General features: G+C 51.1%; 24 protein-coding genes. 20 read left to right on the forward strand and 4 right to left on the reverse strand.

Annotation, left to right across the window (positions count from 1 at the left end; all coding sequences use genetic code 11):
- The 3 genes from ACSZLD_RS11940 to ACSZLD_RS11950 are packed head-to-tail and all read left to right on the forward strand — an operon-like array spanning nt 1 to nt 2,318.
- Complete coding sequence (locus ACSZLD_RS11940) at nt 1–633, forward strand: bifunctional 4-hydroxy-2-oxoglutarate aldolase/2-dehydro-3-deoxy-phosphogluconate aldolase (protein WP_444685283.1); 633 nt, start codon at nt 1–3, stop codon at nt 631–633.
- Nucleotides 630–1,310, forward strand: coding sequence for a ribose-5-phosphate isomerase RpiA (gene rpiA, locus ACSZLD_RS11945; protein WP_444685284.1), 681 nt, complete (start codon nt 630–632; stop codon nt 1,308–1,310). Before ACSZLD_RS11940 ends, rpiA begins: the two co-directional genes overlap by 4 nt.
- Before the next feature lie 12 nt (nt 1,311–1,322).
- Complete coding sequence (locus ACSZLD_RS11950; protein WP_444685285.1) at nt 1,323–2,318, forward strand: C-terminal binding protein; 996 nt, start codon at nt 1,323–1,325, stop codon at nt 2,316–2,318.
- Nucleotides 2,319–2,410: 92 nt separating this feature from the next.
- Here ACSZLD_RS11950 and ACSZLD_RS11955 read toward each other — a convergent pair whose 3' ends face one another.
- Nucleotides 2,411–3,568: an ROK family protein gene (locus tag ACSZLD_RS11955; RefSeq protein WP_444685286.1), complete on the reverse strand. Its 1,158-nt coding sequence runs from the start codon at nt 3,566–3,568 to the stop codon at nt 2,411–2,413.
- Nucleotides 3,569–3,824: 256 nt separating this feature from the next.
- Here ACSZLD_RS11955 and ACSZLD_RS11960 point away from each other — a divergent pair, with 256 nt between their 5' ends.
- From ACSZLD_RS11960 to ACSZLD_RS11995, 8 genes are read left to right on the forward strand one after another with little or no spacing between them, the layout of a single operon-like run.
- Nucleotides 3,825–4,874, forward strand: a complete 1,050-nt coding sequence (locus tag ACSZLD_RS11960) for a TRAP transporter substrate-binding protein (protein ID WP_444685287.1) — start codon at nt 3,825–3,827, stop codon at nt 4,872–4,874.
- 51 nt (nt 4,875–4,925) lie between these two features.
- Nucleotides 4,926–5,429: a TRAP transporter small permease gene (locus ACSZLD_RS11965; protein WP_444685288.1), complete on the forward strand. Its 504-nt coding sequence runs from the start codon at nt 4,926–4,928 to the stop codon at nt 5,427–5,429.
- A 5-nt stretch (nt 5,430–5,434) separates the two neighbouring features.
- Nucleotides 5,435–6,715 carry a TRAP transporter large permease gene (locus ACSZLD_RS11970; RefSeq protein WP_444685289.1) on the forward strand — a complete coding sequence of 427 codons (1,281 nt, stop codon included), beginning with the start codon at nt 5,435–5,437 and terminating at the stop codon, nt 6,713–6,715.
- A 56-nt stretch (nt 6,716–6,771) separates the two neighbouring features.
- Nucleotides 6,772–8,184: a glucuronate isomerase gene (gene uxaC, locus ACSZLD_RS11975; RefSeq protein WP_444685290.1), complete on the forward strand. Its 1,413-nt coding sequence runs from the start codon at nt 6,772–6,774 to the stop codon at nt 8,182–8,184.
- Nucleotides 8,185–8,201: 17 nt separating this feature from the next.
- On the forward strand, nt 8,202–9,239 hold the full coding sequence (gene uxuA / locus ACSZLD_RS11980; protein ID WP_444685291.1) for a mannonate dehydratase: 1,038 nt from the start codon (nt 8,202–8,204) through the stop codon (nt 9,237–9,239).
- Between the two features lie 14 nt (nt 9,240–9,253).
- Complete coding sequence (locus tag ACSZLD_RS11985; RefSeq protein ID WP_444685292.1) at nt 9,254–10,102, forward strand: SDR family oxidoreductase; 849 nt, start codon at nt 9,254–9,256, stop codon at nt 10,100–10,102.
- Between the two features lie 9 nt (nt 10,103–10,111).
- Nucleotides 10,112–10,744, forward strand: a complete 633-nt coding sequence (locus ACSZLD_RS11990) for a bifunctional 2-keto-4-hydroxyglutarate aldolase/2-keto-3-deoxy-6-phosphogluconate aldolase (RefSeq protein WP_444685293.1) — start codon at nt 10,112–10,114, stop codon at nt 10,742–10,744.
- Nucleotides 10,741–11,745 (forward strand): sugar kinase, encoded by a 1,005-nt coding sequence (locus tag ACSZLD_RS11995; RefSeq protein WP_444685294.1) that lies wholly within the window; start codon nt 10,741–10,743, stop codon nt 11,743–11,745. The genes ACSZLD_RS11990 and ACSZLD_RS11995 overlap by 4 nt, the downstream gene beginning before the upstream one ends.
- 105 nt (nt 11,746–11,850) lie before the next feature.
- Here the strand turns inward: ACSZLD_RS11995 and ACSZLD_RS12000 are convergent, their stop codons facing one another.
- Entirely contained in the window at nt 11,851–13,170 is a 1,320-nt protein-coding gene (locus tag ACSZLD_RS12000) for a S8 family serine peptidase (protein WP_444685295.1), read from the reverse strand.
- A 295-nt stretch (nt 13,171–13,465) separates the two neighbouring features.
- On the opposite strand from ACSZLD_RS12000, the gene ACSZLD_RS12005 reads away from it, so the two are divergent.
- The 8 genes from ACSZLD_RS12005 to ACSZLD_RS12040 all read left to right on the forward strand — a co-directional run bounded on the left by ACSZLD_RS12005 (nt 13,466) and on the right by ACSZLD_RS12040 (nt 22,696).
- On the forward strand, nt 13,466–14,830 hold the full coding sequence (locus ACSZLD_RS12005) for an aspartate aminotransferase family protein (RefSeq protein ID WP_444685296.1): 1,365 nt from the start codon (nt 13,466–13,468) through the stop codon (nt 14,828–14,830).
- A gap of 482 nt (nt 14,831–15,312) precedes the next feature.
- Nucleotides 15,313–15,786: a hypothetical protein gene (locus ACSZLD_RS12010; RefSeq protein ID WP_444685297.1), complete on the forward strand. Its 474-nt coding sequence runs from the start codon at nt 15,313–15,315 to the stop codon at nt 15,784–15,786.
- A gap of 107 nt (nt 15,787–15,893) precedes the next feature.
- On the forward strand, nt 15,894–17,348 hold the full coding sequence (locus ACSZLD_RS12015) for an NADP-dependent isocitrate dehydrogenase (protein WP_444685298.1): 1,455 nt from the start codon (nt 15,894–15,896) through the stop codon (nt 17,346–17,348).
- 697 nt (nt 17,349–18,045) lie between these two features.
- Nucleotides 18,046–18,258 carry a hypothetical protein gene (locus ACSZLD_RS12020; RefSeq protein ID WP_168004370.1) on the forward strand — a complete coding sequence of 71 codons (213 nt, stop codon included), beginning with the start codon at nt 18,046–18,048 and terminating at the stop codon, nt 18,256–18,258.
- A gap of 29 nt (nt 18,259–18,287) precedes the next feature.
- Nucleotides 18,288–18,761 carry a hypothetical protein gene (locus tag ACSZLD_RS12025; protein ID WP_444685299.1) on the forward strand — a complete coding sequence of 158 codons (474 nt, stop codon included), beginning with the start codon at nt 18,288–18,290 and terminating at the stop codon, nt 18,759–18,761.
- A 153-nt stretch (nt 18,762–18,914) separates the two neighbouring features.
- Nucleotides 18,915–20,567 (forward strand): ATP-binding protein, encoded by a 1,653-nt coding sequence (locus ACSZLD_RS12030; RefSeq protein WP_444685300.1) that lies wholly within the window; start codon nt 18,915–18,917, stop codon nt 20,565–20,567.
- The gene (locus tag ACSZLD_RS12035) at nt 20,560–21,237 is read left to right on the forward strand and encodes a response regulator (protein ID WP_444685301.1); all 678 of its coding nucleotides are present in this window, start codon (nt 20,560–20,562) and stop codon (nt 21,235–21,237) included. Before ACSZLD_RS12030 ends, ACSZLD_RS12035 begins: the two co-directional genes overlap by 8 nt.
- A 133-nt stretch (nt 21,238–21,370) precedes the next feature.
- Nucleotides 21,371–22,696 carry a CitMHS family transporter gene (locus tag ACSZLD_RS12040; RefSeq protein ID WP_444685302.1) on the forward strand — a complete coding sequence of 442 codons (1,326 nt, stop codon included), beginning with the start codon at nt 21,371–21,373 and terminating at the stop codon, nt 22,694–22,696.
- Between the two features lie 59 nt (nt 22,697–22,755).
- Here ACSZLD_RS12040 and ACSZLD_RS12045 read toward each other — a convergent pair whose 3' ends face one another.
- Together ACSZLD_RS12045 and ACSZLD_RS12050 are read right to left on the reverse strand one after the other, a co-directional pair.
- Nucleotides 22,756–23,415: a hypothetical protein gene (locus tag ACSZLD_RS12045; protein WP_444685303.1), complete on the reverse strand. Its 660-nt coding sequence runs from the start codon at nt 23,413–23,415 to the stop codon at nt 22,756–22,758.
- A 114-nt stretch (nt 23,416–23,529) separates the two neighbouring features.
- Complete coding sequence (locus tag ACSZLD_RS12050) at nt 23,530–24,342, reverse strand: hypothetical protein (protein ID WP_444685304.1); 813 nt, start codon at nt 24,340–24,342, stop codon at nt 23,530–23,532.
- 155 nt (nt 24,343–24,497) lie between these two features.
- On the opposite strand from ACSZLD_RS12050, the gene ACSZLD_RS12055 reads away from it, so the two are divergent.
- Nucleotides 24,498–25,250, forward strand: a complete 753-nt coding sequence (locus ACSZLD_RS12055) for a hypothetical protein (RefSeq protein WP_444685305.1) — start codon at nt 24,498–24,500, stop codon at nt 25,248–25,250.
- The last annotated feature ends 10 nt before the right edge of the window (nt 25,251–25,260 follow it).

Genomic DNA, 25,260 nt, shown 5'->3' on the forward strand with positions numbered 1-25,260 from the left:
ATGCATACATTTCCGATGTTTGAAGCATCACCGATTATTGCTGTGATCCGTAAACCGCCGAAGGAGCACGTGTTTTCGCTCGTCGAGGCGCTGTTAAAAGGCGGTGTTACGAATTTGGAGCTGACGATGCAGGAGCATGATTCTGCTGATACGATTCATGAACTTGTGCACCGCTTCGGGAAAGAAGCCTGGATCGGCGCCGGCACCGTGATTGACGAAGCGCAGGCTGTAGCTGCGGTGCAGGCGGGAGCTTCGTTTATTTTTTCCCCGAACATGGACAGGCGCGTGATTCAAACGGCAAAAAAGCTTGGTGCCGTCTCGATTCCCGGCGTGCTTACGCCGACAGAAGCGCTGCAGGCGGTGGAGGCTGGCGCTGACTGTGTCAAAGTCTTTCCGGCGTCCGCGTTCGGACCGCGCTACATCAAGGAGCTGAAGGGACCGCTTCCGCATGTGCCGATCATTCCGACAGGCGGCATCGACCGGACAAACATCGCGGACTTCCGCGAAGCAGGGGCAATAGCCTGCGGACTTGGAGGCTCGCTCGTCGACCGGAAGCTGATCGACTCTGGAAACTTTTCTGAACTAACGAGCCGTGCAGAAGAGCTGGTGGCACTTGCCGGAGGCCGTTCATGAGCCGGGAGCGGGAAAAAGAACTCGCGGCTTTAACTGCCGTCGACTGGGTGAAAGACGGAATGACGATCGGTCTCGGCTCGGGCAGCACGATGAACATCTTTATTGAAAAGCTTGGCGAACGGGTGCAGCAGGGGCTGACAATCGAAGCTGTTTCCTCGTCGGTAAAATCGGCCCGCCTCGCCGGGCAGTATGGCATCCGCGTTCGTACTATGGAGGAAGTGGATGCCGTCGAGCTCGCTGTTGATGGCGCCGATGAAGTGACGCCGGAAGGACTGCTCGTCAAAGGCGGGGGCGGCTCGCTGCTGCGGGAGAAGCTCGTACTGGAAGCAGCAGATAAGCGGCTGATTTTGATTGATGCAGGGAAATACGTGAACGCAGCTGGCGCGTTCCCGCTGCCGGTGGAAATCGTTCCGTTTGCATACGGGCAGACGATGGAGCGGCTCCGCCGGACGGGCCTTGAGCCGGAGCTGCGTGTACGTGAAGACGAGCCGTTTGTGACGGATAATGGCCTTTGGATCGTTGACTGTAAAACGAAAGGCGTCACGGTGAGCGAATCGCTGCACGAACAGCTGAAGCTGCTGACTGGCGTCGTCGAGACCGGTATTTTCGCGTCAGTGGCAGATGACGTGCTGATCGGAAAACAGGAGGAAGTGGAGCACCTGACATTTTCGAGGTAGGAGGAGATTCACATGACACAATGGACAATCGCCGTTACCGATTATGACTATACGACATTTGAACCGGAACAGAGCGTGATAGACGGTCAGAACATAAAGCTGGAGCTGCATCAGTGCAAAACAGAAGCAGAGGTCATTGAGGCGTGCCAGCATGCGGACGCGCTGTTGAATCAGTATGCGCCGATTACACGAAACGTGCTGGAGCAGCTGCCGAATGTAAAGGTGGTCGCCCGGTACGGCATCGGAGTGAATACGATTGATGTCGAAGCTGCAACGGATCGTAACGTGCTTGTTTGCAACGTCACCGATTACTGCCTGGATGAGGTAGCGGATCACACGATGGCCTTTGTACTGGAGCACGCCAGAAAACTGGTCACTCTGCGTGACTCGGTCCGCAAAGGTGAATGGCATTTTCAAAAAGCGGCACCGATTCCGAGGCTCCGAAAGCAGACGCTCGGGTTAGCCGGATTCGGCAACATACCGAGAAACGTAGCAGAAAAAGCGAAGCCGTTCGGTTTGCGCGTGCTGGCCTACGATCCGTTCGTCGACGAAGCAACGGCCGCAGAAGCTGGCGTCAAGCTCGTTTCGTTTGAAACGCTCTGCCGCGAATCGGACTTCCTTTCGGTCCACCTGCCACAGACGAACGAAACAGAAGGCATGTTCAACAAAGAAGCATTTCAGCAGATGAAAGAGAATGCGCTGATTATTAACACGTCACGCGGACCGGTGATCGATGAACAGGCGCTGATCGACGCGCTGAAGCAAGGGGAAATCGGCGCGGCGTCTCTGGACGTGCTGGAGCAGGAGCCGGCAGCTGCCGACCATCCGTTCCGCACGATGGATAACGTGATTCTGACGCCGCACTCCGCCTTCTATTCAGAAGAATCCGTGCATGAGCTGAAACAAAAAACCGCACAGAACGCGGTGGACGTCCTCCAGGGACGCTTTCCCGCTTACATCGTAAACCGGGATGTGAAAGAAAAACTGGCGCTTGCGGAGCGATCTTAAAAACATTTTGGCAAAAAAGAAACCGAGCTATTTATTGAATCTCTTGCCAGAGTTTCATTCATAGTTCGGTTTCTTTAGTTACGTAGTCTGTTTTAGTTACTCAATGTTAAGTGAGAGATATTCAAAAACGTTTGAATGGAGAGGGCGCAGGCTCCCAGTACGCAGGAATTGCTGCCTAAGCGTGAAAGGCAGATTTCTTCGCATGTGCTGACGTTTGAGACGAGATTATCTTTAATTCGCTCTATTGCTCGGGGACACCAGGAGAGGACGTCACTGTTGAGAACAAGAGTTTCCGGGTTATACAGGTTTATAACGTTGTTTAAGCCGATCGAAACGTTGCGGATGAAGCTGTCCATATGCTTTTGTGCAGTAGAGTTACCATCTTCTAACAGCTGCTGCACGTCAGGAGCTGTCAGACGGAATTCCCCAAGTTCTTCAGCCAGGTGGTCAAAGAAACTAGACTCCGAGGCATACCGTTCCCAGCAGCCTGAGTTGCCGCATTTACAAGGTCTGCCTTCCGGATAAATAATCATGTGTCCCATTTCGCCGGCATATCCATGATGACCCTTCTCCAGTTCGCCATGGATAATCATACCTGAACCAATGCCTGAAGATAAAATGACTGTCATCAAGTGATCGCTTTTCTGATGTGAAAAGACACGCTCAGCATAAGCTGATAAATTAGCATTATTTTCAAAAGTGAGTGGAATCGAAACTCTCTTCTGCAGATCAGACTTGATGGATTTTCTTCTCCATCCTAGTTTTGGAACGAACAGGATTTCTTCGTCATTGGAAACAGTACCATGGATGCCGATTGTTGCCCGAATTAAACCATACGTGGCCTCAGCGAATCGGGAAGTGTACATTTCAATATCGGCTGCAAGAATATCTAAAACAGCTTCATAGTCCTCTGTTTCCATAATTTTCTTTTCGTTAAGAACCGTATTTCCAGCAAGGTCAGACACGTGATATAAAATCGCACCTTTATCCAAATCCGCTCCAAGCACGTAGCCTGCTTTTTCATTAATGGAAAGCATGATCGGTCTGCGTCCGACGGCATAATGCTCTGCTTCTGTTTCATAAATCAGCTCTTCTTCAAGAAGCTGAGCAACCTGTGCTGAGATCGTCGCTTTATTCAAACCAGTTACTTTGGATAGGGCAGCGCGTGATATTTTCTTTTGATCGCTGATCTCCCGGAGCAGCAGTCCGCGGTTTAACTGCTTAATGTAAGCCGCATCGCCTGTAATCATATGCATCCTCCTGATGTACCCAATTAGTTTAGTAAGTAAATTATATACTATATGGACGTGGAAGCAATAGTGCTAATGTTTAGAAAGCAGAAAATAAAGGACTGGTCGATTAAATTCTGAAAAATAGCAAAAAAGGATTGAATATTTAAGCGCTTTCATTTATGATATAGCTATTCAGTTAATTTGTTTGGCAAACAAATTAATTAGTAAGCGGATTTTGGATTCTTCATTATAAAGAGGAGAAAGGGGTAGTATCATGAAGAAAATGAACTGGCGACTCGTATCAGTAGCGCTGCTTGGAGGCACGCTGCTTGCCGCGTGCGGAAACGATGAAGATGGTGGTAATGATGGTCTGAACGGCAACGGAAATGAAGAAGAAAGCGCAGAAGCAGAAGAGTCAGATGCAGATACAACAACTTTGCGACTCGCAGAAAACCACCCGGATGATTATCCAACCACAATCGGCAACGAGGCCTTTGCAGAAAACGTTTATGAATACACGGATGGCCGATACGAGATTGAAGTATATGCAGGAGGACAGCTTGGAGAAGAATCAGAAGTCATTGAGCAACTGCAGCTGGGGAGCTTGGAGATTGCCCGTGTCAATTCGGTCCCGCTAACAGAATTCTCAGATGACATCGGCGTTCTGCTCATGCCTTTCCTCTTTGAAGACGAAGAGCAAAAATGGGACCACCTGCTTGGAGACGCAGGTGAAGATCTGCTGGACACTCTTGCCGGTTCGGGCCTCGTCGGTCTGACATACTATGATTCCGGTGAACGAAGCTTTTATAACTCGGAACGACCAGTCTCTTCCCCATCAGATATGGAAGGGTTACAGATTCGCGTTCAATCTTCAGATCTCGCTATTGCGATCGTTGAAGCACTTGGAGCGGAAGCAACCCCGATGGAATATGGCGAAGTATATTCAGCGTTGCAAACGGGTGTTATTGACGGAGCTGAAAACAATTTCCCAAGCTACTACACGTCCAATCACTATGAAGTAGCAGAATACTTTACGCTTGCGGGCTATCAGGGAGTACCGGAAGTAGTGATCGCTTCAGAAGATTTCTGGCAGGATTTAAGTGAAGAAGATCAGGAAGCTTTTGAGCAGGCTGCTAGGGATTCTGTAGATGTTCAGAGAGAAGCATGGGCAGAACTGACAGAGGAATCCAGAGAAGCAGTTATAGAAAACGGCAATGAGCTGATTGAAGTGGATGACCTTGGTGAATGGCAGGATGCGGTAGAACCAGTTTACGATGAGTTCGGAGACGAATACAGCGAATGGATCGAACGGTTTCAGCAATAGGAATTGAGGGGGGAGGAGGTTGCCTCCCTTCTTTTATAAGAGGTGATGTCCATGAAAAAGTCGATCCTGAAGGTGAAGCGGGGGATGGATAAGAGTCTGTTGGTGCTCTCTCTTCTCATGCTTTTATTGACCGTGCTCGTTATTTTGTATCAGGTGTTTTCAAGACAAGTCCTTGGGACGAGCCCTGCCTGGACGGAAGCCCTGTCTAGAGTTTTATTCGTATGGGTTGGTTTTCTCGGGATAGCCTACGGGTTTAAAGCAAAGCTTCATATCGGTGTCAGCATTTTTGTGAAGCAGCTTCCGGTATCTTGGCAGAACGGTCTTGAGTTTTTCTCTAAGCTGCTCGTGATCACGCTCGGGGGTATTCTGCTTTACTACGGAACGACCTATACAGTACTGATGTGGAATTCCAATATAGCAGGTCTTGGTATTCCTTCGAGCTTTTTGTATGCTGTTCTGCCGATCACCGGTTTCTATGTGCTTCTGAATGGCATTGAACTGCTGTTCACAAAAGGAATGCACCAGGAATACGGGATGGACGAAGGGAGGGCCTGACGAATATGGAAATTGCACTGCTGATTGGCAGCTTCGTGCTGTTTTTAATTATTCGAGTTCCAATTGCCCTGGCACTCATTTTTTCGTCCCTTATCACTGGTGTCTATATGGATTTGAGTCTGTCTGCCTTAATTCAGCGCATGGTTGCAGGGTTGAATTCGTTTACGCTGCTGGCCATCCCGTTTTTTATTCTGGCAGGTGAAATTATGAACGCCGGCGGAGTGACAAGGCGACTGATTAATCTTGCAAATGTAATCATCGGCAAGATCCGCGGAGGACTTGCGATGGTAAATGTACTTGCGAGTACGTTGTTTGGCGGTATTTCAGGATCTGCGCTGGCGGATACATCAGCTGTCGGTTCTGTGATGATTCCAATGATGAAAAAGAACAACTATCATGCTGATTATTCGGTATCAGTTACCATTTCCAGTGCGGCTCAAGGAGTGCTTATTCCACCTAGTCATAACATGATTATTTATTCGACCGCTGCAGGAGGCATTTCGGTCGGCGCCCTGTTTATGGGCGGGCTGCTTCCGGGGCTTCTGCTGGGTCTGGCATTAATGGTTCTTGCATATGTAATTGCTGTAAAGCGCAATTACCCAAAAGGTGACGTTGTAGAAGCAAAGGATATTCCGCGCATTGTATGGGAAGGGCTGCTTGGTCTTTTCACCGTGGTGATCATTATCGGTGGTATTGTGAGCGGCTTTTTCACAGCAACAGAATCCGCGGCTATCGGTGCTCTTTATGCGTTTATCATTACGTTTTTTGTCTACCGTGAAATCCCGTTGAAAGCAATGGCCGGCATTCTTCATTCGACCTTTAAAACGCTGTCGATGGTTTTGTTTTTAATTGCTGCTTCATCCTCGTTCGGCTGGCTGCTCTCACTGCTACAGATTCCAATGCTTGTATCTGAAGCACTTATCAGTATTTCACCGAACGATATTGTAACTATTCTGCTCATTATCTTGATTTTACTTGTACTCGGTATGTTTATGGATATGGCACCGCTGATTTTGATTGCAACGCCGATTCTGCTGCCTGTTGCTGTTACTGTCGGCATGGACCCTGTACATTTTGGAGTGCTTATGATGCTGTGTCTCGCCATTGGATTAGTGACGCCGCCAGTAGGCTCAGTACTTTTTGTCGGCTCTGCGATTGGCGAGCTTACGATCGAGAAAGTTTCGAAGGCGATGCTTCCATTTTATGGAACCATGCTCGTCGTAGTTCTCTTAGTTGCTTTTTTTCCGGATCTTGTTCTATGGCTGCCGGGCGTTTTTGACCAATAACCGTGCGTATCTTTTTCTGAAATGATATAAAGATGCGCGAGGAGTGAGGGATAGACATGTTTACGAATGATTTCCTGCTTCGTACCGAAGCATCTAAAAAATTGTATCACCAATTTGCGGAGGCAATGCCGATCATTGACTACCATAATCACCTCAGTGCCAAAGATATCTGGGAAGATCGGAATTATCAGAATATGACTGAGATTTGGCTGGAAGGAGACCACTATAAGTGGCGGGCAATGCGAGCAAATGGCATAAAGGAGCATTTCATTACCGGAGAAGCAACAGATAAAGAGAAATTTGACGCTTGGGCAGAGACCGTGCCGAACTTGTTTGGCAATCCGCTCTATCACTGGACGCATCTGGAGTTGTCCAGATTTTTCGGAATTGAGAAACCGCTGAACGGAGACACAAAAGATAAAATCTGGGAAGAAGGAAATAAAACGCTGGCTTCTGGGGATCTTTCTGTGCGAAGCATGCTGAAGATGCAGAATGTGGCTTTTGTTGGTACTACAGACGATCCAATCGACAATCTGGAGTTTCATCGAAAGCTGCAGCAGGATCGGTTTCCTGTTACGGTGGCACCCTCTTTTCGCCCCGACCGCGGACTGAATCTGGATCATCCCGATTTTCTAGACTGGGTCGGTGAATTGGCAGTAGCTGCAGAACGTGACATCGCCTCTTATGATCAACTGCTTAACGCATTAGATGACCGTATAGCATTCTTTCACGAATGCGGCTGCAGAGCATCCGATCACGGGATTAATAAAATGTATCACGTACCGGCTTCTGAAAAGGATGCGGCTGCCGTGTTCCAAAAAAGAATGGAAGGCTCTCCTGTGACAGGAGAAGAAGTGCTTCAGTATAAAACTGTCACCCTGCAAAAACTGGCGGAGATGTATCACGAAAAAGGATGGGCGATGCAGCTGCATATCGGGCCGCTGCGTAACAATTTTACAGCTATGCACGAACAGGTCGGCCCGGATGCAGGATTCGATTCAATGAATGACGCCCCGGTTGCAGAACCACTGAACCGTATGCTGGACGAAATGGCGAGCGCAGGCAGACTTCCAAAAACAGTACTGTATACGCTCAATCCTCAGGATAATATCATTATGGCAACTGCCGCTGGCAATTTTCAGAGCGCGGAGGAACCTGGACGGATACAGTTCGGAACTGCATGGTGGTTCAATGACCATCTTGATGGCATGCTGGATCAGATGAGAACGCTGGCTAATGTAGGTGTTCTGCGCCATTTTATTGGAATGCTGACCGACTCAAGAAGCTTTCTCTCCCTAACGCGACACGAGTATTTCAGAAGGATTCTCTGCCGCATGATCGGCGAATGGGTGGAAGAAGGCATGGTGCCGGAAGACTGGGAGCTGTTGCGGGAGTATGTAGAAGGCATTTGTTATCAAAATGCCGAACGCTATTTTCAATTGCAGCCGAAGCATTCATCAACACTATAAGGCAGGAGGATACTGGCATGGAAATGAGTTTCCGATGGTACGGTGAAAGCGATCCGGTGACACTGGACTACATTCGCCAAATTCCGGCGATGAAAGGGATCGTATCCGCGATTTACGATATTCCGGCAGGTGAAGTTTGGCCGGTTGAAGATATTATCAAACTGAAACAACAAATCGAATCCATGAACCTGCGATTAAACGTGATCGAGAGCGTCCCGGTTCACGAAGAGATTAAACTTGGTCGTCCCACTCGAGACAAGTGGATTGCGAATTATAAAAAGACGCTGCAAAATCTTGCAGAAGCAGGGGTGTATACGGTCTGCTATAATTTTATGCCAGTGTTCGACTGGACTCGCTCAGAGCTTGATGCGCCACTTCCCGACGGATCAAATTCACTGAAATATGATGAGAAAACGGTGACTACTCTTGACCCGCTGAGCGGTGAACTGACGCTTCCTGGCTGGGATCTCTCTTACCAGACAGATGAACTGCAGCAAATTATGGAAGAGTACCGTGGCATATCCGAAGCTCAGCTGATGGATAATTTAATTTACTTTCTTGAAGAAGTTATTCCCACTGCGACAGCAGCAGGAGTCAAGATGGCGATTCATCCTGACGATCCGCCCTGGGGGATCTTCGGCCTGCCTCGCGTTGTGACAAATGTGGACAGCGTGAGAAAAATTCTCTCTGCTGTTGACGCAGATGAAAACGGGATTACATTTTGTACAGGATCGTACGGCGCAGATCCGGCAAATGATTTGCACGAGATTGTGAAGGCGGCCGCTGGACGTATTCATTTCGTCCATGCTCGAAACGTAAAATGGACAGGAGAGAAATCGTTTCAGGAAACGTCTCATTCCATTCATGACGGGTCTCTCGATATGGTCGGTGTTATGCAGACGCTCATACAAGAGGGATACAGCGGGCCTATTCGTCCTGATCACGGCAGAATGATCTGGGGAGAAACCGGCAGACCGGGATACGGTTTGTACGATCGAGCTCTCGGTGCAGCTTATTTGAACGGCATCATGGATACAATTCACCAGAAGCAGTGAAGGAGGCGGATGGCATGTCAGTCCCGTTTGAGGTAGATGTAAAAGATAAAGTGGTCGTCATCACAGGAGGGTCCGGAGTGCTGGGCTCAGCGATGAGCCTCGCATTGGCACAGCTTGGAGCGAAAGTAGCTGTGTTGTCATTAAGGCGTGAAAAAAGCGCTAAAGTAGTAGATGAAATTCGAGAGGCAGGGGGTAGAGCTCAGGGCTTCAGCGTTGATGTTCTCGACAGGCAGGCCCTGGAGAAAGTCAGGCAGGAAATTACCGATACGTTCGGCGCGTGCGACATCTTAATCAATGGAGCCGGCGGAAATCACCCGAAAGCGACAACATCGGATGAAAAGCTGACGGCCGAATGGGCGGAAAAAAGTGTGGACCGGACTTTTTTTGATCTTGATCCGGAAGCAGTAGAATGGCTGTTCAGACTTAATTTCATCGGAACGCTTCTGCCTACCCAGGTTTTTGCACAAGACATGGTTGGGAAAAAGCATGCCTCGATTATTAATATTTCGTCAATGAATGCGTTTCGCCCCCTCACAAAAATACCGGCATACAGCGGAGCTAAAGCAGCTGTCAGCAATTTTACACAATGGTTATCTACGTATTTTGCCGATACAGGTATCCGTGTCAATGCGATCGCACCCGGCTTTTTTCTTACTGCGCAAAATGAGGAGCTGCTGTTGAATAAGGACGGCAGTTATACAGATCGCGCCGAAAAAATCATAAGCCAGACTCCGCAGGGAAGGTTCGGGGAGCCGAAAGAACTGATTGGTACGCTGCTCTGGCTCGTAGATGAGTCATCCAGTTTTATTAACGGCATTGTTGTGCCAGTAGACGGCGGTTTCTCAGCTTATTCAGGAGTATAGGAGGAGACTATGCAGTTACTATCTATCGTGCAGGGCATGACTAACGAGAAGCTGGCAGTCGTGATCCGGGGAGATTCGGCTGAACAGGCGGAACAAACAGGAGCGGCCTGCTATGCAGGTGGTGTAAAAGTTCTGGAAGTAACCTTTACTGTCGATGGTGCAGAGAACGTTATCCGCCGGCTGAAAGATCGGTTTTCTGATGCGATTGTCGGAGCTGGAACAGTCCTTGATGCAGAAACGGCACGAATTGCGATCCTGGCAGGTGCTGCCTTTATTGTAAGCCCGGGATTCGATAAGCAAACGGCTTTGTTGTGCAACAGGTATCAGGTGCCTTACTTACCTGGTTGCATGACGATTACGGAAATGATAACGGCAATGGAATATGGTGCTCAAGTTGTGAAATTATTCCCAGGTGGAACGTTCGGTCCTTCTTTTTTGAGTGCGGTGAAAGGTCCGCTCCCTCATGTGAATATTATGCCGAGCGGCGGTATTACAGTCGATAATACAGCAGAGTGGCTCGAAGCGGGGGCGGTCATGGTAGGAGTAGGCGGAGACATGACAAAAGGGGCTAAAAACGGCGATTTTGATGCTGTAACAGCAGAAGCAAGGCGTTTTATGCAGGCGGCAGGTGGCGTCCAATGAGTCGAATTGTCACGATCGGTGAAATGCTGGTCCGCTATCAGACAGCAGACAACAGTCCCTTGTCACAATCATCCAGACTTGACGCTTTTTATGGGGGAGCTGAAGCGAACACAGCGGTCACACTTGGTTATCTGGGACACGATGTTCATTATGTGACGGCGCTGCCGCATGAACATCCACTCACGAAGGCTATGAAGAAGCACCTGCGTCAGGCAGGAGTTCATACGGATATGATCTATGCTGCTGAAGGAAGGATTGGCACATATTATTTGGAGAAGCCGGTTTCTGTGAAACAAGCCGAGGTCTACTATGATCGAAGCGGTGCCTCTGTTTTAGGCCTTCCGGAATTGCCGATCAACTGGGAGGAGCTGTTTTCAGAAAAAGACTGGCTGCATGTAACCGGAATTACGTCCGCCTTGTCCCCTGAGCTTCGTTCATTTGTAAAGGAAGCACTTCAGCAAGCGCGTCATTACGGCGTAAAAACGAGTTTCGATTTCAATTTTCGAGGCAAGCTCTGGACACCAGAAGAGGCTGCTGAGGCTTTCCGGGATGTGCTTCCGCTTGTTGATCACTGTTTTGCAGGCTGGAAAGATTTCGCCTGGCTTTTTAACTGGGAGAAACAAGGAAGCAGCTATGAAGAAGAGCTGACTCACTTTTACCAAAGGCTGCATCACGAGTTCGGCGTTGCTTCTGCTGCATCCACTAAACGGGAGTTGCTAGAAGATGGATCGCATCGGCTGACAGGTTATTATTTCGATGGAGAGAGTCTGACGGCCGGCTTACCAGCTTCGTTTAAACCTCTCGACAGAGTAGGGGGCGGGGATGCATTTGCTTCCGGTGTACTTCACGGCACAATGACGAATATGCCTGGTGATGAACTGCTCGCATTCAGCATCGCCTGCAGCACCCTGACCCATCTAGTTCAAGGAGACCAGGGGGACTACGAAGTACATGACATCCTTCGCTTTATGCAGAACCAGCGGCAGGACGTGTCCCGCTGAAAAAAAAGTAAGAGATCACATGAAATAGCTTAGCAAGACGGTGCATAATCGCGCTGTTCAAAAAACGTCCGCTCTCCTTCACGGGGAGCGGACGTTTCTAATGGTCTAGCGCAGTGCTTCGTATACGTCGACGATGCCGTGGCCGAATTCGTTGCTGCGGCCGTTGCCGTCCACCTGATCAGCTGTCTGCTGCAGGTGCGTGATGACGCGCGGGCGCTGCATGTTCGGGTTTTCTACCTTCACGAGCGCAGCAGCTGCGGCTACTTTCGGCGCGGCCATGCTCGTACCCATCGCCCAGCCGTAGGAGCCCTGATCAACTGGGATCGTGCTGTAGGCGCGGGACTCCTCTTCCAGCAGCGACTGATCCTGATCCGGGTTCGGCCAGTTTGGACCGTAGTCACCGCCCGGTGCAGCGAGGCTCACGTTGGACGTGCCGTAGTTGGAATAGTAGGCAAGCGTATCACGGTCGGTAGATGCTGATACGCTGATCACGCCTGGAATGTCCGTAAACGTGTCAAACAGCGGTCCGTACTGACGCCCTTCGCCCGGAACGGTATGAACAGCTTTACCGAGATCGAGTCCATCATTGCCGTTTGCACCGACGATAATCATGCCTTCTCGATGTGCATACTGTACGGCGCGCTTGGACGACAGGTGAAGCAGGCGATCTGCCTCTTCATTGATAAAGCTGTACGTGCCGAGGCTCAGGTTAGCAACATCGACGCCATCATCCGCGGCGGTCGTAATCGCATCCAGAATGCCGGTCCAGTTCATGCGCCCCTGGTCGTTCGTGACGCGGTAGGAAGCAATGCCGAGCTCCGGTCCAACGCCGAGCACGCGTCCGTTACCGGCAATCGAGCCTGCCACATGCGTGCCGTGCATACCGGAGTCTTCATAGGCATCCTCCGGAGATGAATCCGGGTGGAACGTTTTACCGTACAGCAGGTTGTCTTCTAAGTCCGGATGGGAAAAATCAACGCCGGTATCAATCACGCCGACGACCACGGAATGATCGCCCTTCGTCACATCCCACGCTGCGCCGTCGTTCGTGACGCGTTTAATGTCCCACTGATACTGCTCAAACAAATCTGCCTCTGCGGCTTCGTCCGGTACTACGTCATCGGCTTCCAGCACGAGGTCCTTCGTCTCAATGCGCACGTCTTCGACAGCTGAAGCGGCGATCCCGCTAGCTTCCACGTCTTCCAGAAAGCTTTCTCCGGCTGCAACATGTACGAGTCCAATCGCTTCCGCATCGGCGACGACCTCTGCTCCTAGTGATTCCAGTTCTGCCGTGCCCTCCTCAATGCTTACATTTCCGTTTAACAGCACCATATATTCGGCTTCTTCTTCAGCTGAAGCGGCTCCAGCGAATGCTCCTGCGCCGATCAGTCCAGCAGCAGATACGATAAACAGCTGTTTTTTCATCATCATCTTCCTCCCCATTTTTCTTTCGTATAACGAATAAAATCAGCATAGCACATTCAATTATCTGAATAGTTAAAATGAGTCAGGTTCACGAAAAGGTACTAGTTACATTTGTTGACAATTGAGCCTTCGCAGGCAATTAGTATGTCAAATAGTCAGGACTTTTCTTAAGTGAGGGGTGACTTTCGCATTAATTTCCAAGAAACTGTCCACATTTGATGTATTTACTCCACTTTTAATATAAAATGGAGTAAATAATTCATTTTGAATAAAAACATGGAGGAATGACTCACGAATGGAAAACGTAACGGAAACCGCAACGGAAGTCAGTACAGCGAAATCACAGGCGCTTTTTGAGGAAGCGATGGACGTGATGCCAGGGGGCGTAACGGCAAATATCAAGTATTTTAAGCCGCACCCGATCGTCATGGAGGAAGGACACGGAAGCAGGCTGTACGACGTGGACGGCAATGAATACATTGACTACCTGCTCTGCTACGGGGCACTCATGACCGGCCATGGGCACCCGGCTGTCTATACGGCGGTAACCGAGCAGATGTATTCCAAAGGTACGACGATCTTCGGCGCCCCGCACCGGCTGGAGATCACGATGGCGCAGAAGCTGCGCGATCTGTACCGCGGCATTGACCAGGTCCGCTTCTGCAATTCCGGCATGGAGGCGACGCTTCTGGCGGTAAGGCTTGCCGCTGCTTACACCGGTCGGCACAAAATAGCAAAATTCGAAGGCCACTACCACGGCGGCTACGATCAAGTGCTGATGAGTGTGAACCCGGATGAAACTGAAGAAGGAACAGCGGAGAATCCTGCGTGTGTTCCGGATTCGAGCGGAGTGTCGAGCGAATGCGTAGCTAACACGGTCATCCTTCCGTTTAACGACATCACCGCATGTGAAACGATTTTACGAAAGCAGGCAGATGACGTTTCCTGTGTGATGATGGAGCCGATTCAGTCCGGTTTCATTCCGGCCTCACCGGATTTCATGAAGCAGCTGCGTGCCCTTACAGAGGAGCTTGGCATCGTGCTCATTTACGACGAGGTCAAAACAGGTTTTCGGGTCTCCCTCGGCGGAGCGCAGGAAATCTACGGCATTAAGCCGGATTTGACGGCGCTTGGAAAAGTGCTCGGCGGCGGTTTCCCTGTCGGCGCACTTGGCGGAAAACGCGAGATCATGGAGCTCTGTTCACCGGCTTCCGGACGTGACATTCTTACAGCCGGCACATCGGGATCAGAAAAAGCATTTTTCCACAGCGGTACGTACAACGGACATCCGACAACGCTTGCTGCGGGGCTCGCAACGATTCAGCTGCTGGAAAAACGCGGCGGCATTGCAGATGTCTTTCGGAAAACCGAGCAGCTAAAGCGCGGCCTCACAGAGCTGTATCAAGAGTTTAACGTACCGATGCAGGCGATGGGGGTAGGCAGCATTTTCAACATCGTACTGACGGATGAGCCGATCCGCAACCTGCGCGACATGCGTAAAGCTGACACCGATCTGCGCCGCCGTATTGACGAAGCACTGCTGACGCTCGGCATCTACTCCAAGCCGCTTAATCGCTACTCGATGTCGACCGCTCATGATGAAGCAGATATCGAAAAGACAATTGACGCCCATCGCAGGGCGCTGGAGAGCGTGCTGTAGGTGGGCTATAGAGGAAGGCTTCCGGCTGAGTGCCGGGAGCTTTTTTGCGGGACTCGTCAGGTTTGATAACTTGGGAGGTCAGGATGAAACGTTTGGTGTTGCAAATGATCATAATTTCGCTATCGAGAACGCCAGATAATAACACGTATAAGCTTCAGCCCGAAAATGATACGTTCAAGCAGTTTGTTGAAAACTGTTGCCCTGCAAATGAAAAAGTTGCGGAACAGATTAATAACTTTCAGGCCGTTAGCCAACACAACAAGTTGTTCGTTATAAAAGTTATACAAAGGTTAGCAAAAAAAAGAAGGGCAATGTCCTCTATAAGAAACAAGCTGTGTAAAATACCTGATTTTTATTGAAATAATGTCGAATCGTGACGGAATCTTGCTGAAAAAGCGTATACTATAGGTGCGTGATAACGAACGGAAGCGTTTTTTACCGCCGGGGGAATTCCGGCCTGCAGGCCAAAGAGGAGCATTATCATGAAAGGGTTAAAGGTGCTGATCGCAGGATTGTTGGCCGTCCTCTTTGTTTTTGGAGCAGCGGCATCAGCGGGAGCAGGCTCTTTTGGAAGTGACGCAAACAAAATGCTGGCGGAGACCCGAGCAGCTACAGCTAAGTATCAGCAGGTAGAGCGGGCGGAAGATGACGGATACGTGTGGGTTAACTGTGTACCCGGTATGGGAAATCACTACGTTAACTTCGGGCTTGTCGAAACTCCGGGACATGATCATAAGCAGCCGGAGGTTCTGGTGTATGAAGAGATGAAAAACGGGAAGATGAAGCTGGCTGCCGTAGAATTTTTGGGATTTGCAGAGGAGGCTCCGGAACTTTATGGGCAGACGTTTGATGACGGCCCGTTTGGACCGGGAAGCTATGCGCTGCACGTCTGGGCATGGAAACATAATAAGGACGGCATGTTTGCTGAATATAATTCAGCCGTAAGCTGTCAGTAACGATTCAACCGCCACCCCCGGCGGTTTTTTTCATGAAATCAATGATTAGCGCCTCCTGTGAAAGGGGTATGGGAAAAAGAGTCAATTATACAGGAGGAGGCGGAACAATGGGCAGAACACCAGTCACAGTTGCGCGCGGAGACGGGATCGGGCCGGAAATCATGGATGCCGTCCTGCGCATATTGGAAGCGGCAGATGCACCAATTGAACCGGAATACATCGATATCGGAAAAGAAGCCTACTTAAACGGGTGGACGACGGGGATCACCGACGATGCCTGGAAGTCGCTCAACCGCACGAAGTTGTTTTTAAAAGCACCAATTACAACGCCGCAGGGAGGCGGTTATAAAAGCCTGAATGTGACGATCCGTACGACGCTTGGGCTGTATGCAAACGTGCGGCCGACGATGTCGCTTGCTCCGTTTGTGAAAACGAAGCATCCGGAGATGGACCTCGTTGTGATCCGTGAAAACGAAGAGGATCTCTATACGGGCATCGAGTACCAGCAGACGCCGGAAGTCGTGCAGAGCATGAAGCTGATCACGCGTCCCGGCACGGAGCGGATCGTCCGCTATGCGTTTGACTACGCAAAAAAACACGGCCGGAAAAAGGTGACGTGCATTACGAAGGATAACATCATGAAGCGCTCGGACGGGCTGTTTCACAAGGTATTTGAGGAAGTGGCGAATGAATATCCGGAGCTGGAAACGGACCACTGGATTGTGGACATCGGCCTTGCGAAAATTGCCGACACGCCGGAGGATTTCGATGTGGTCGTCATGCCGAACCTTTACGGTGATATCGGATCCGATATCGCTGCCCAAATTTCGGGAAGCGTCGGGCTTGCAGGTTCTGCCAACGTCGGCGATGAGTATGCGATGTTTGAAGCGATTCACGGCAGTGCGCCGGACATCGCTGGAAAGGGTATCGCTAACCCATCCGGCCTGTTGAATGGCGCGGTGCAGCTGCTGCTCCATATCGGAGAAGCGGAGACAGCGGAGAACATTCAAAACGCCTGGCTGAAAACATTGGAGGACGGCGTGCATACCGGTGATATCGCGAAAGGCGGTAAGTCGGTCGGCTCCAAGGAGTTTGCCGATGCCGTCATCGAGCGTCTCGGCAGCCGTCCGGAAAAGCTGCAGGCTGTATCATTCGAAGCGACTTCTGGAAGCATGCCGGAGCCGCTGCCAAAGAAGGCGTCGGAGCGGGGAGAGCAGCCTTCGGCACGGGAGCTCGACGGTGTCGACGTATACGTATATAACAAGGATCTGTCGGCTGATCAGCTGGCAATGCTCATCTCGCGTGCAGCTGAGCCGGACTATGAGCTTTCCGTCATCACCAACCGCGGCGTCAACGCTTACCCGACGGAGCGGGACGATCTGTTTACGACCGATCACTGGCGCTGCCGCCTGCTGCCAGCTGCCGGCGTGAAGGCGGATCAGGAAGGCATTTTGAAGCTGCTCGCAAGACTGACCGGCGCAGACGTCGACTGGATTCAGATCCAGAACCTCTACAGCTTTGATCAAACAGAAGGCTATTCCGAAGCAAAACGGGATCGCTGATCGCAGAACCGCTCCATTTAACGTGGAGCGGTTTTTTCTGTTTGCGGAAGTGCAGCGTAGTTGAACGTTTCCTTGAAAAAGTTAATTGTTTTACCCGTTCAAATGATGCTTTCTTCGTTATAGCAGTTCTAAGTTAATGCTCGTGAACAACTGCAAGCCAAAGTTAATGCTTTTCAAGCCATTGGTAAAGCTTTCAGGAGTGAGGTTAACGCTTTGCGCCAGAAAGTTAAACATTTTCCTAATGGAGCAGTTTCATCATCCACCTCCGCAGGCTGCGCCTGCCTCTGATTACACCATTCAAAAAAACCAGCGACGTTCTTTTCACTCGGAATGCTTTTTCCGTCGGTCAGCTTGAACGACCAAGCTGCTGCGTGTTCTTCGTATGATAACTTTCGCCACGAAATGATAACTTCATCTATCAGCTTGAAAACTTTTTCGTTATGAAGAACGAAACAAGATAACCATAATAAGTTTGAAGCTGAGAATGAAATGTTTCGCGACAAAGACGATAACTCGCGGCCGGCAAATGAAAACTTTGTGCACCAGTTTAATAACTTTCAGCGGAAACAAAAAAGCGTCCTTGTTACAGCATCAGCAAGCATGTTCACAAAAAGCCCTATGTTAGAAATCAGTGAATGCGGGAATAGAGGAATTACTGATGCCGCTAAGAAAAAATGAAAAACAGGGAGGGATAACCATGATACCTGAAGAAGAGTATGAGAACGAGCTGGTTGAGCTTGTATCCAAGGCGCAGGAGCGCTATAAAGAATTGACGGAGCAGATCGAAGAGGAGAAGCGGAAGCTGGAATATGAGGTTCCGGGTGAGCCGGAGGACCGTGTTGCCGTTGAGCAGACGATCGAGCGTCTCGAGGAAGAGCGCCGCCGTATTTCAGAGGGAGGACCGCTTTAACAGACTACTTCGCAAGCGGGGAGGCTGTCATGCAACGACTACGTACGGCTGCCGTGATCACGGCAGCTGCTTTTTTAGGTGGATGTGGAAGCGATGAACCGATGGAAGTCTGGGAGCCGGACGAATCAGAGACGGAGACCGTGCTGACGATCATGTCGGATACGTGGGTCGGCGTGTCATTTGAGTCAGAGCCCGGGCGTATGGTGATGGCGGAGATGGAGCACTATACATATGGTGAATTGGAGGAAGAAACGAGCGGAGGCGTAGGAGTGGAGCTGGAAGGAGAAGAAGGCTTTGCATTTGGATCGGTGCGCGATGAGGAGGATGCGCTCTTATTTGATGTCGGTATCCGCTCAGATGGGACTACTGGATCGGCGCGCCCGAGAGTTGAAAAAGATGCTCTACACGAAGATAGTTTCGGCCTCATTTCGATAAGAGAAGAAGATTTTCATGAGCCTTCGCTTGAAGACGGCGTGTATGTGATGGCGTGGGTGTACGGCTAAGAAGACGGCTCGCATGCAGTCGAATCCAGCCTGCTCACAGGTGTCGCTGATAACCCGGATATGCTGGATGACTATCCGGCGGCTTTTTTACTGAAGCTCTCTTATGAATAACTGACTGATGCGGTATACTGGCATCAGAAGGGGGAGCGGACCGTGGGAAACCTGACGAGGCATGACATGAAAAAGTATATCAGCCGGCCGCCGCAGCGGATCAGTCTGCTGGCGAAGCTGACGATTATGACGGCGGTGCTGATCACGGGCACGCTGCTAGTGCTGGGCCTGTTTTTTTACCAGCTGCTCGGTGATTCGCTCGAGGAGCAGATGGGCGAGCGGGCATTGAGCATGTCGAGAACGGTTTCGGAAATTCCGGAGCTGCAAGAGGAGATGGGCAGTGACAGTCCATCGGCAGAAGCGGTACAGGCGCTCATTTCGCCCTTGCACGAAGCATCGGAGGCGGAGTTTATCGTCGTCGGAGACACGGAGGAAATCCGCTATTCACACCCGAATCCGGATCGGCTCGGGGAGCGCATGGTCGGGGAAGACAATGAGCGGGCGCTGGCGCTTGGGGAGTCGTACATATCACAGGCGGAAGGATCGCTCGGCCCCTCGATCCGCGGCAAGACGCCGCTTATATCAGACGGGGAAATTGTCGGTGTCGTATCGGTCGGGTTTCTCATGGATGACGTGCGCTCCGTCGTCGGGCCGTACCGGAACGAGCTGCTATTGACGCTGGCATTGATCACGGCGTTCGGGGCAGGAGGGGCGTGGCTTCTGTCGCGCTACATTAAACGGCGCCTGTTTCAGCTGGAGCCGGAGGAAATTTCCTACCTGCTGCTGCAGAAGGAAACGATGCTGCAGTCGGCGTATGAAGGTATTATCGCCGTCAACCGCGAAGGAAAAATTACGCTCATGAATCGGGCCGCGCAAAAGCTCGTGAAGGGCGAGGAGGAAGCTTCCGCCTGGATTGGGCGTCCGATTCAGGAGGTGCTGCCGCTCTCCAGGCTCCCGGAAGTGCTCGAGACGGGGGTTGCCCAATATGATGAAGAAATGGCGTTCGGGGCGAACGTCGTCCTCGTCAACCGGGTCCCGATGTATGATGGGGATAAGCTGATCGGCGCGGTGTCAACGTTTCGAAACAAAACGGAAATTGAGAAGCTGTCCAATGAGCTTGCGCGCGTGCGTGAATATGCTGAAGGGCTGCGTGCTCAGACGCATGAGTTTTCCAACAAGCTGCACACGATTTCCGGACTCCTGCAGCTGGAAGAGATCGAAAAGGCAAAGCGTTACATTAAAGAAGAGAGTGTGAATCAGAAAAACTGGATCCGCCGCTTAATTCATAACGTGAAAGACCCGATGCTAAGTGCGATTCTGCTCGGGAAGCTGAACCTGGCGCATGAAAACGGGGTGAAGCTGGAAATTGATGAATCGAGCCATCTGGCAGAGGAGCTTCCGGAAAATGTGCGGCAGGCACTCATCACCGCTGTCGGCAACATCATCGATAACGCGATTGAAGCGATGCAGGAGCTGCCGCGCGGCGAGAGGCTGATCGAGGTTTATTTCAGCGATGCCGGGCAGGATGTGCTCATTGAAGTGGAAGACGTCGGACCAGGCATTCCTGAAACGATGGAGCAGTCGCTGTTTGAGCAGGGTGTTTCCAGTAAATCCGGCGAAGGACGCGGCTTCGGCCTGGCGTTATCGAAGGCGCAGGTGGAGGCATGCGGAGGCACCATTTTTGCCGAAAACACCGACGAGGGGACGTGCTTTGTCGTGACGATTCCGAAACAGAGGAGGAAGCTGCATGGCTGAACCACTGAAGGTCATGATCGTAGAAGATGATTTCCGGGTAGCGGAAATCACGCAGGCGTACGTGGATAAGCTGGCCGGCTTTTTTACGGCCGCCCAGGCAAAGACAGCGGCTGAAGCCGAGCAGGCGGCTGACGCAGTAAAGCCGGATATCATTCTGCTCGACATGTTTATTCCGGACACGCGCGGGCTGCAGCTGTTTCATTCGCTGCAGCAGAAGCTTCCGGACGCAGCGCTGCTTGTGGTGACAGCCGCGAAGGAGCAGGATATCGTCAGGCGCGCGCTTCTTGGGGGAGCAATCGACTACATGATAAAGCCGGTCGAATTCAACCGGCTTGAAAGCGGTCTGAAGCGTGCGTCGCACTGGCTGCATGTGCTGAACGCTTCGGATGAGATGCCGCAGCAGGACATTGACCAGCTGCTCCACCTCGCCGATCAGACCAGTGCGAAGGACGAGCTGCCGAAAGGGATTGACCGGATCACGCTGGAGCAGATTTTGGAGCTGCTCGCGAGCGATCGCGGCGTTACAGCGGTTGAAGCCGGAGAAGCCATCGGTGCTAGCCGGTCGACAGCACGCCGTTATTTAGAATATCTCGTCACCGAAGGAAATGCGGAGGCTATCTTAAAATACGGAGACGTCGGCCGTCCGGAGCGACGCTACGTCCGTTCGTGAACAAAATGAACAAAATAACATAAACGACGAATATACGGTTTATGTTCGTTATATTTTCTTTCAAAACCCCTCCTGATACGCTTAGTGCAATCAAATCGTAAGCGTTTTCAATTAAGACAGGAGGGGTTTTCCTATGCTCAGTATTATCGGTATTTTGACGATTGGTGTTATTGTCGCCCTGTTGATCAGCGGCCGCATCACACCGATTGTCGGGCTCGTACTCGTTCCCGTGATTGGCGCCCTGCTTACCGGCTTCTCGGTAGAAGCGATCGGCGGCTTCTTTAACGAAGGGATCGACTCCGTCATCAGCGTCGTCATTATGTTCATCTTTGCGATTCTCTTTTTCGGCATCATGCAGGACACCGGGTTGTTTGACCCATTCATCAACCGTGTAATCTCGCTTACTCGCGGAAGTGTCGTCGCGGTTGCTGTTGGTACGGTGGCGATCGGAGCGGTGACGCATCTGGATGGATCCGGTGCATCGACGTTTTTGATCACGATTCCCGCGCTGCTGCCGATTTACTTGAAGCTCGGCATGAGCCCTTACCTGCTTTTGCTGCTCGTCGGTCTCAGCGCGAGTATCATGAACATGGTGCCGTGGGCCGGACCTATCGGCCGGGCCGGTGCTGTACTGGGCGTGGATCCGACGGAGCTGTGGCGTCCGCTCATCCCGGTGCAGATCAGTGCGATGGTTCTGCTCATCGGTCTTGCTGTCTTCCTCGGTCTGCGTGAGAAAAAGCGTATTGCCAAGCGCGGTCATGACGCAGCGGATCAGGTGTCAGAGGAAGTGGCAGCAACGCTTGATACCGCAGATGACGAGTGGAAGGACGAAAAAGACGATTTGCGCCGTCCGAAGCTGATCTGGCTGAACGCGCTCATTGCGATCGCCGTTGTCGTGACGCTCGTCTGGGGCATCATCCCGTCTGGATTCGTGTTCATGATTGCCCTCAGTATTGCGCTGCCGCTCAACTACCCGAAGGTGGACCAGCAGATGGACCGGATCAAAACACATGCGCCAAACGCGTTGATGATGGGTTCCATCATTCTCGCAGCCGGTTCCTTCCTCGGTATTATGAACGGAACAGGTATGCTGGATGCGATTGCCGTTGATATGGTCGCAATCCTGCCGGCCTTTATCGTGCCGTACCTGCACGTGATCATGGGGGTATTCGGTGTCCCGTTTGACCTGATTTTAAGTACAGATGCCTATTACTTTGCGCTTCTCCCGGTTGTGGAGCAGATTGTGAGTGCGAACGGCATCGACTCGATTACGGCTGCCTACACGATGATTATCGGCAACATCATCGGCACGTTCGTCAGTCCGTTCTCCCCGGCGCTCTGGCTTGCGCTCGGACTTGCCGGCCTCGAAATGGGCAAGCACATTCGCTACTCGTTCTTCTGGGTATGGGGCTTCAGCATCGTCCTAATGGGAGTTGCGTTTTTGCTCGGTGTTATTTAATCAAAACAGACCTCAGGGTGACGAAATAAGTCACTCTGAGGTCTTTCTTTATGCAGCGATCAATTAATGTTGTCATACGACTCCATCTGCTCGTTGAAGACGAATTCCACCATAGTAAAGTCGTATCCCCAGTCTTTAAAGGCGCGTTCGAGCTGGGTTGCTTCTACTTCCGTTGTGATGGAAAGATTTTTCAGTGTGTTGTAGGCTGCCTGCTGCTCCCCGATCACAAATTCCTGCATGCTGTAATCATCAGCCCAGTCGGCTTCTGCCTGTTTGCGGATTTCCGCTTCCACGTCTGAGGATGAAAGAGCGGCGATCACGTTCGTGTAGCTGCCGCTTTCGGTCTCTTCCTCTGCAGGTTCATCGGCTGTTTCTTCCGGTTCGCTTTGCCCGGACTCGGGCTCCGCCTCGGCCTGAGCCAGCTTTAATTCCAGGCTGCTGTGGTTATCCTCAAGCGTTTCGTAGTCGGTTTCCAGCTCCTGATATGCGTCCTGAAGCTCCTCCAAATCCGCTTCTAACGCCGCATAGGCGTCTTTTAATTCCTCGTGATCGGCAAGCAGATCGGGATTGGACAAGTCGCTCAGCAGCTGTTCGAGCTCGTCATTTTCCACGTGTAACGCTTCAATTGCTGCTTCCTGTTCGGCGGCTTGCTCCTCTGCTTCCGCATTGGAACAGGCTGCAAGGAGGCAAATCGCAGAGAGTAGTACGGCTTTTTTCATGGTTTCCTCCGGCGTGAACGTTTTTCTTTTTCATCATAGCCGAGGGTAGCGCAACATACAAGCATTTTTGGGTATATTATCCTGGTCATAAAGGATAATTTCGCGTGGGATCGGTTAATTGATGTTTTCGTGAGACTTCATCTGTTCTTCAAACACGAATTCCACCATGATAAAATCGTAGCCCCAGTCCCGATAGGCGCGGTCGAGCTGTGTCGCCTCCACTTCCGTTGAGATCGTCAGGTTTTTAAGCTTGTTGTAGGCAGCTGTTTGTTCATCAATCACAAATTCCTGCATGATAAAATCGTCCGGCCAGTCGGCTTCTGCTTTATTACGGATTTCGCTTTCAACCTCAGATGCAGAGAGACCGGCGATGACATTGTCGAGAGAGCCGCTGCTCGTCCCGGACTCGCTTTCTTCGCTGGAGTCAGAGGTGCTTGCAGCGGGTTCCTCCGAATCAGCGGCGCTCTCAACAGCTTCTGCCTCCGCTGTCAGGCGGCTGTTCTCAGACGTCAGCGTCTCGACTTCGTCTTCTAAGGCAGACAGGTTATCCTTGAGCGTTTCTTTCTCGGAAGCAAGCGACGCGGCTTCTTCTTCCAATGAGGCAGCGGTGTCCGCAAGTTCGTCATAGGTTTCCTCCAACTCGCTCATTTCCTCCTGCAGCTCAGCGAGTTCTTCCTCCAGTTCAGTGCTGCTGGCTGCTTCCGCTTCGCTCAGCTCTTTTTTCAGTTCACTGATCTCGTCCCGGCGCTCTCGTCCGCGGTTTCGCTCACGTTCCAAATCGGTCTCCAGCTTGTCCACCTGCTCTTCCAGCCCGCTGATCTCCTCCTCTGCCTGAAGCGCCTCTGCCTGTCCATCCGCCTCCTCACTCGTATCGCTGCACCCGGCGGCAACCAGCATCATCGCGGCTAACCAGACTGCCCGTTTCATGGGTCTATCCCCTTTCTATTTCTCTGTTAGCTTTAGTGTAAGGGAAATGCAGGCAAGCTGCCATAATTATTCTGATTTTTCTGTAAATTTAGTGAGCAGGAACTTTTTCCCTCTTTTATCGTAACAAGTAGCAGAGAATTCGGAGGGGATGCGTCATGAAAAAGGGATGGGCTGCGGCGTTGCTGCTTCTGCTTACAGCTTGTGGGGAGGAAGAGCAGGACGTGATTACAGGATATAATTTAGGAAGCCATGTACTTGAACACGGGAAGATTACGGTATTTGTAGAAGATAACAAATTCGGAACGGAGCTCCCTCCGCATGTCACGAGCATGACGGCGGAAATGGAGGAATACGAAGTAGAAGCATACACAGTCGTGTATGATGACGACACGGAGATCATTGACAGCGAATCAGGAGAACGTATAGAGAATCCTCCAAATCTGTTCACACCGGTCTCCCAGCAAATACGTGTTGTTCCAGAGGCGGGGTTCAAGCCGACAATCTCGACGAACCGGGAAAATCACGTACTTCATTACCGAGCGCTGCTGCCGGCAGTCAGAGCGCAGCAGATCGAGCTGGAGCCGCTCAGTCTGGAAAACATTCATGCGTATGTAGATGAAACGGCGTGGGACCATTTTACAGATGGATTTGTGCTGGCTCTTTTAGAGGACGGCACGCAGGAAGCGATTGATTTTGCCACACGCCAGCAGGCCTATCACGAGGAGCTGAGAGAAATCAGCGGGGGCAGAGATCGCTGGTCGATTGGAAGCTTCGGAGAATCCTATGCGGATGCGATGAGCGGCGGAGAAGTCGAATTCCCTTCCTATTTCATTTATCAGGAAGGCGAGGAGCCGGTAAAAAAGAAGTCCATCGATGAGGTAATGGAATATGTAGAAGGCGTTTCCTGAATTCTCATCA

Source organism: Alkalicoccus luteus (assembly GCF_052061695.1).
Taxonomy (GTDB): domain Bacteria; phylum Bacillota; class Bacilli; order Bacillales; family Salisediminibacteriaceae; genus Alkalicoccus; species Alkalicoccus luteus.

Coding starts and splice junctions, on each gene's coding strand:
- uxuA (WP_444685291.1), top strand. CDS start 8,202: ATGGAAATGAGTTTCCGATGGTACGGTGAAAGCGATCCGGTGACACTG.
- rpiA (WP_444685284.1), top strand. CDS start 630: ATGAGCCGGGAGCGGGAAAAAGAACTCGCGGCTTTAACTGCCGTCGAC.
- ACSZLD_RS11955 (WP_444685286.1), bottom strand. CDS start 3,568: ATGATTACAGGCGATGCGGCTTACATTAAGCAGTTAAACCGCGGACTG.
- ACSZLD_RS12010 (WP_444685297.1), top strand. CDS start 15,313: ATGAAAGGGTTAAAGGTGCTGATCGCAGGATTGTTGGCCGTCCTCTTT.
- ACSZLD_RS12045 (WP_444685303.1), bottom strand. CDS start 23,415: ATGAAAAAAGCCGTACTACTCTCTGCGATTTGCCTCCTTGCAGCCTGT.
- ACSZLD_RS11940 (WP_444685283.1), top strand. CDS start 1: ATGCATACATTTCCGATGTTTGAAGCATCACCGATTATTGCTGTGATC.
- ACSZLD_RS11965 (WP_444685288.1), top strand. CDS start 4,926: ATGAAAAAGTCGATCCTGAAGGTGAAGCGGGGGATGGATAAGAGTCTG.
- uxaC (WP_444685290.1), top strand. CDS start 6,772: ATGTTTACGAATGATTTCCTGCTTCGTACCGAAGCATCTAAAAAATTG.
- ACSZLD_RS11950 (WP_444685285.1), top strand. CDS start 1,323: ATGACACAATGGACAATCGCCGTTACCGATTATGACTATACGACATTT.
- ACSZLD_RS12040 (WP_444685302.1), top strand. CDS start 21,371: ATGCTCAGTATTATCGGTATTTTGACGATTGGTGTTATTGTCGCCCTG.
- ACSZLD_RS12035 (WP_444685301.1), top strand. CDS start 20,560: ATGGCTGAACCACTGAAGGTCATGATCGTAGAAGATGATTTCCGGGTA.
- ACSZLD_RS11995 (WP_444685294.1), top strand. CDS start 10,741: ATGAGTCGAATTGTCACGATCGGTGAAATGCTGGTCCGCTATCAGACA.
- ACSZLD_RS11970 (WP_444685289.1), top strand. CDS start 5,435: ATGGAAATTGCACTGCTGATTGGCAGCTTCGTGCTGTTTTTAATTATT.
- ACSZLD_RS11985 (WP_444685292.1), top strand. CDS start 9,254: ATGTCAGTCCCGTTTGAGGTAGATGTAAAAGATAAAGTGGTCGTCATC.
- ACSZLD_RS12015 (WP_444685298.1), top strand. CDS start 15,894: ATGGGCAGAACACCAGTCACAGTTGCGCGCGGAGACGGGATCGGGCCG.
- ACSZLD_RS11990 (WP_444685293.1), top strand. CDS start 10,112: ATGCAGTTACTATCTATCGTGCAGGGCATGACTAACGAGAAGCTGGCA.
- ACSZLD_RS12000 (WP_444685295.1), bottom strand. CDS start 13,170: ATGAAAAAACAGCTGTTTATCGTATCTGCTGCTGGACTGATCGGCGCA.
- ACSZLD_RS12005 (WP_444685296.1), top strand. CDS start 13,466: ATGGAAAACGTAACGGAAACCGCAACGGAAGTCAGTACAGCGAAATCA.
- ACSZLD_RS12020 (WP_168004370.1), top strand. CDS start 18,046: ATGATACCTGAAGAAGAGTATGAGAACGAGCTGGTTGAGCTTGTATCC.
- ACSZLD_RS11960 (WP_444685287.1), top strand. CDS start 3,825: ATGAAGAAAATGAACTGGCGACTCGTATCAGTAGCGCTGCTTGGAGGC.
- ACSZLD_RS12025 (WP_444685299.1), top strand. CDS start 18,288: ATGCAACGACTACGTACGGCTGCCGTGATCACGGCAGCTGCTTTTTTA.
- ACSZLD_RS12050 (WP_444685304.1), bottom strand. CDS start 24,342: ATGAAACGGGCAGTCTGGTTAGCCGCGATGATGCTGGTTGCCGCCGGG.
- ACSZLD_RS12055 (WP_444685305.1), top strand. CDS start 24,498: ATGAAAAAGGGATGGGCTGCGGCGTTGCTGCTTCTGCTTACAGCTTGT.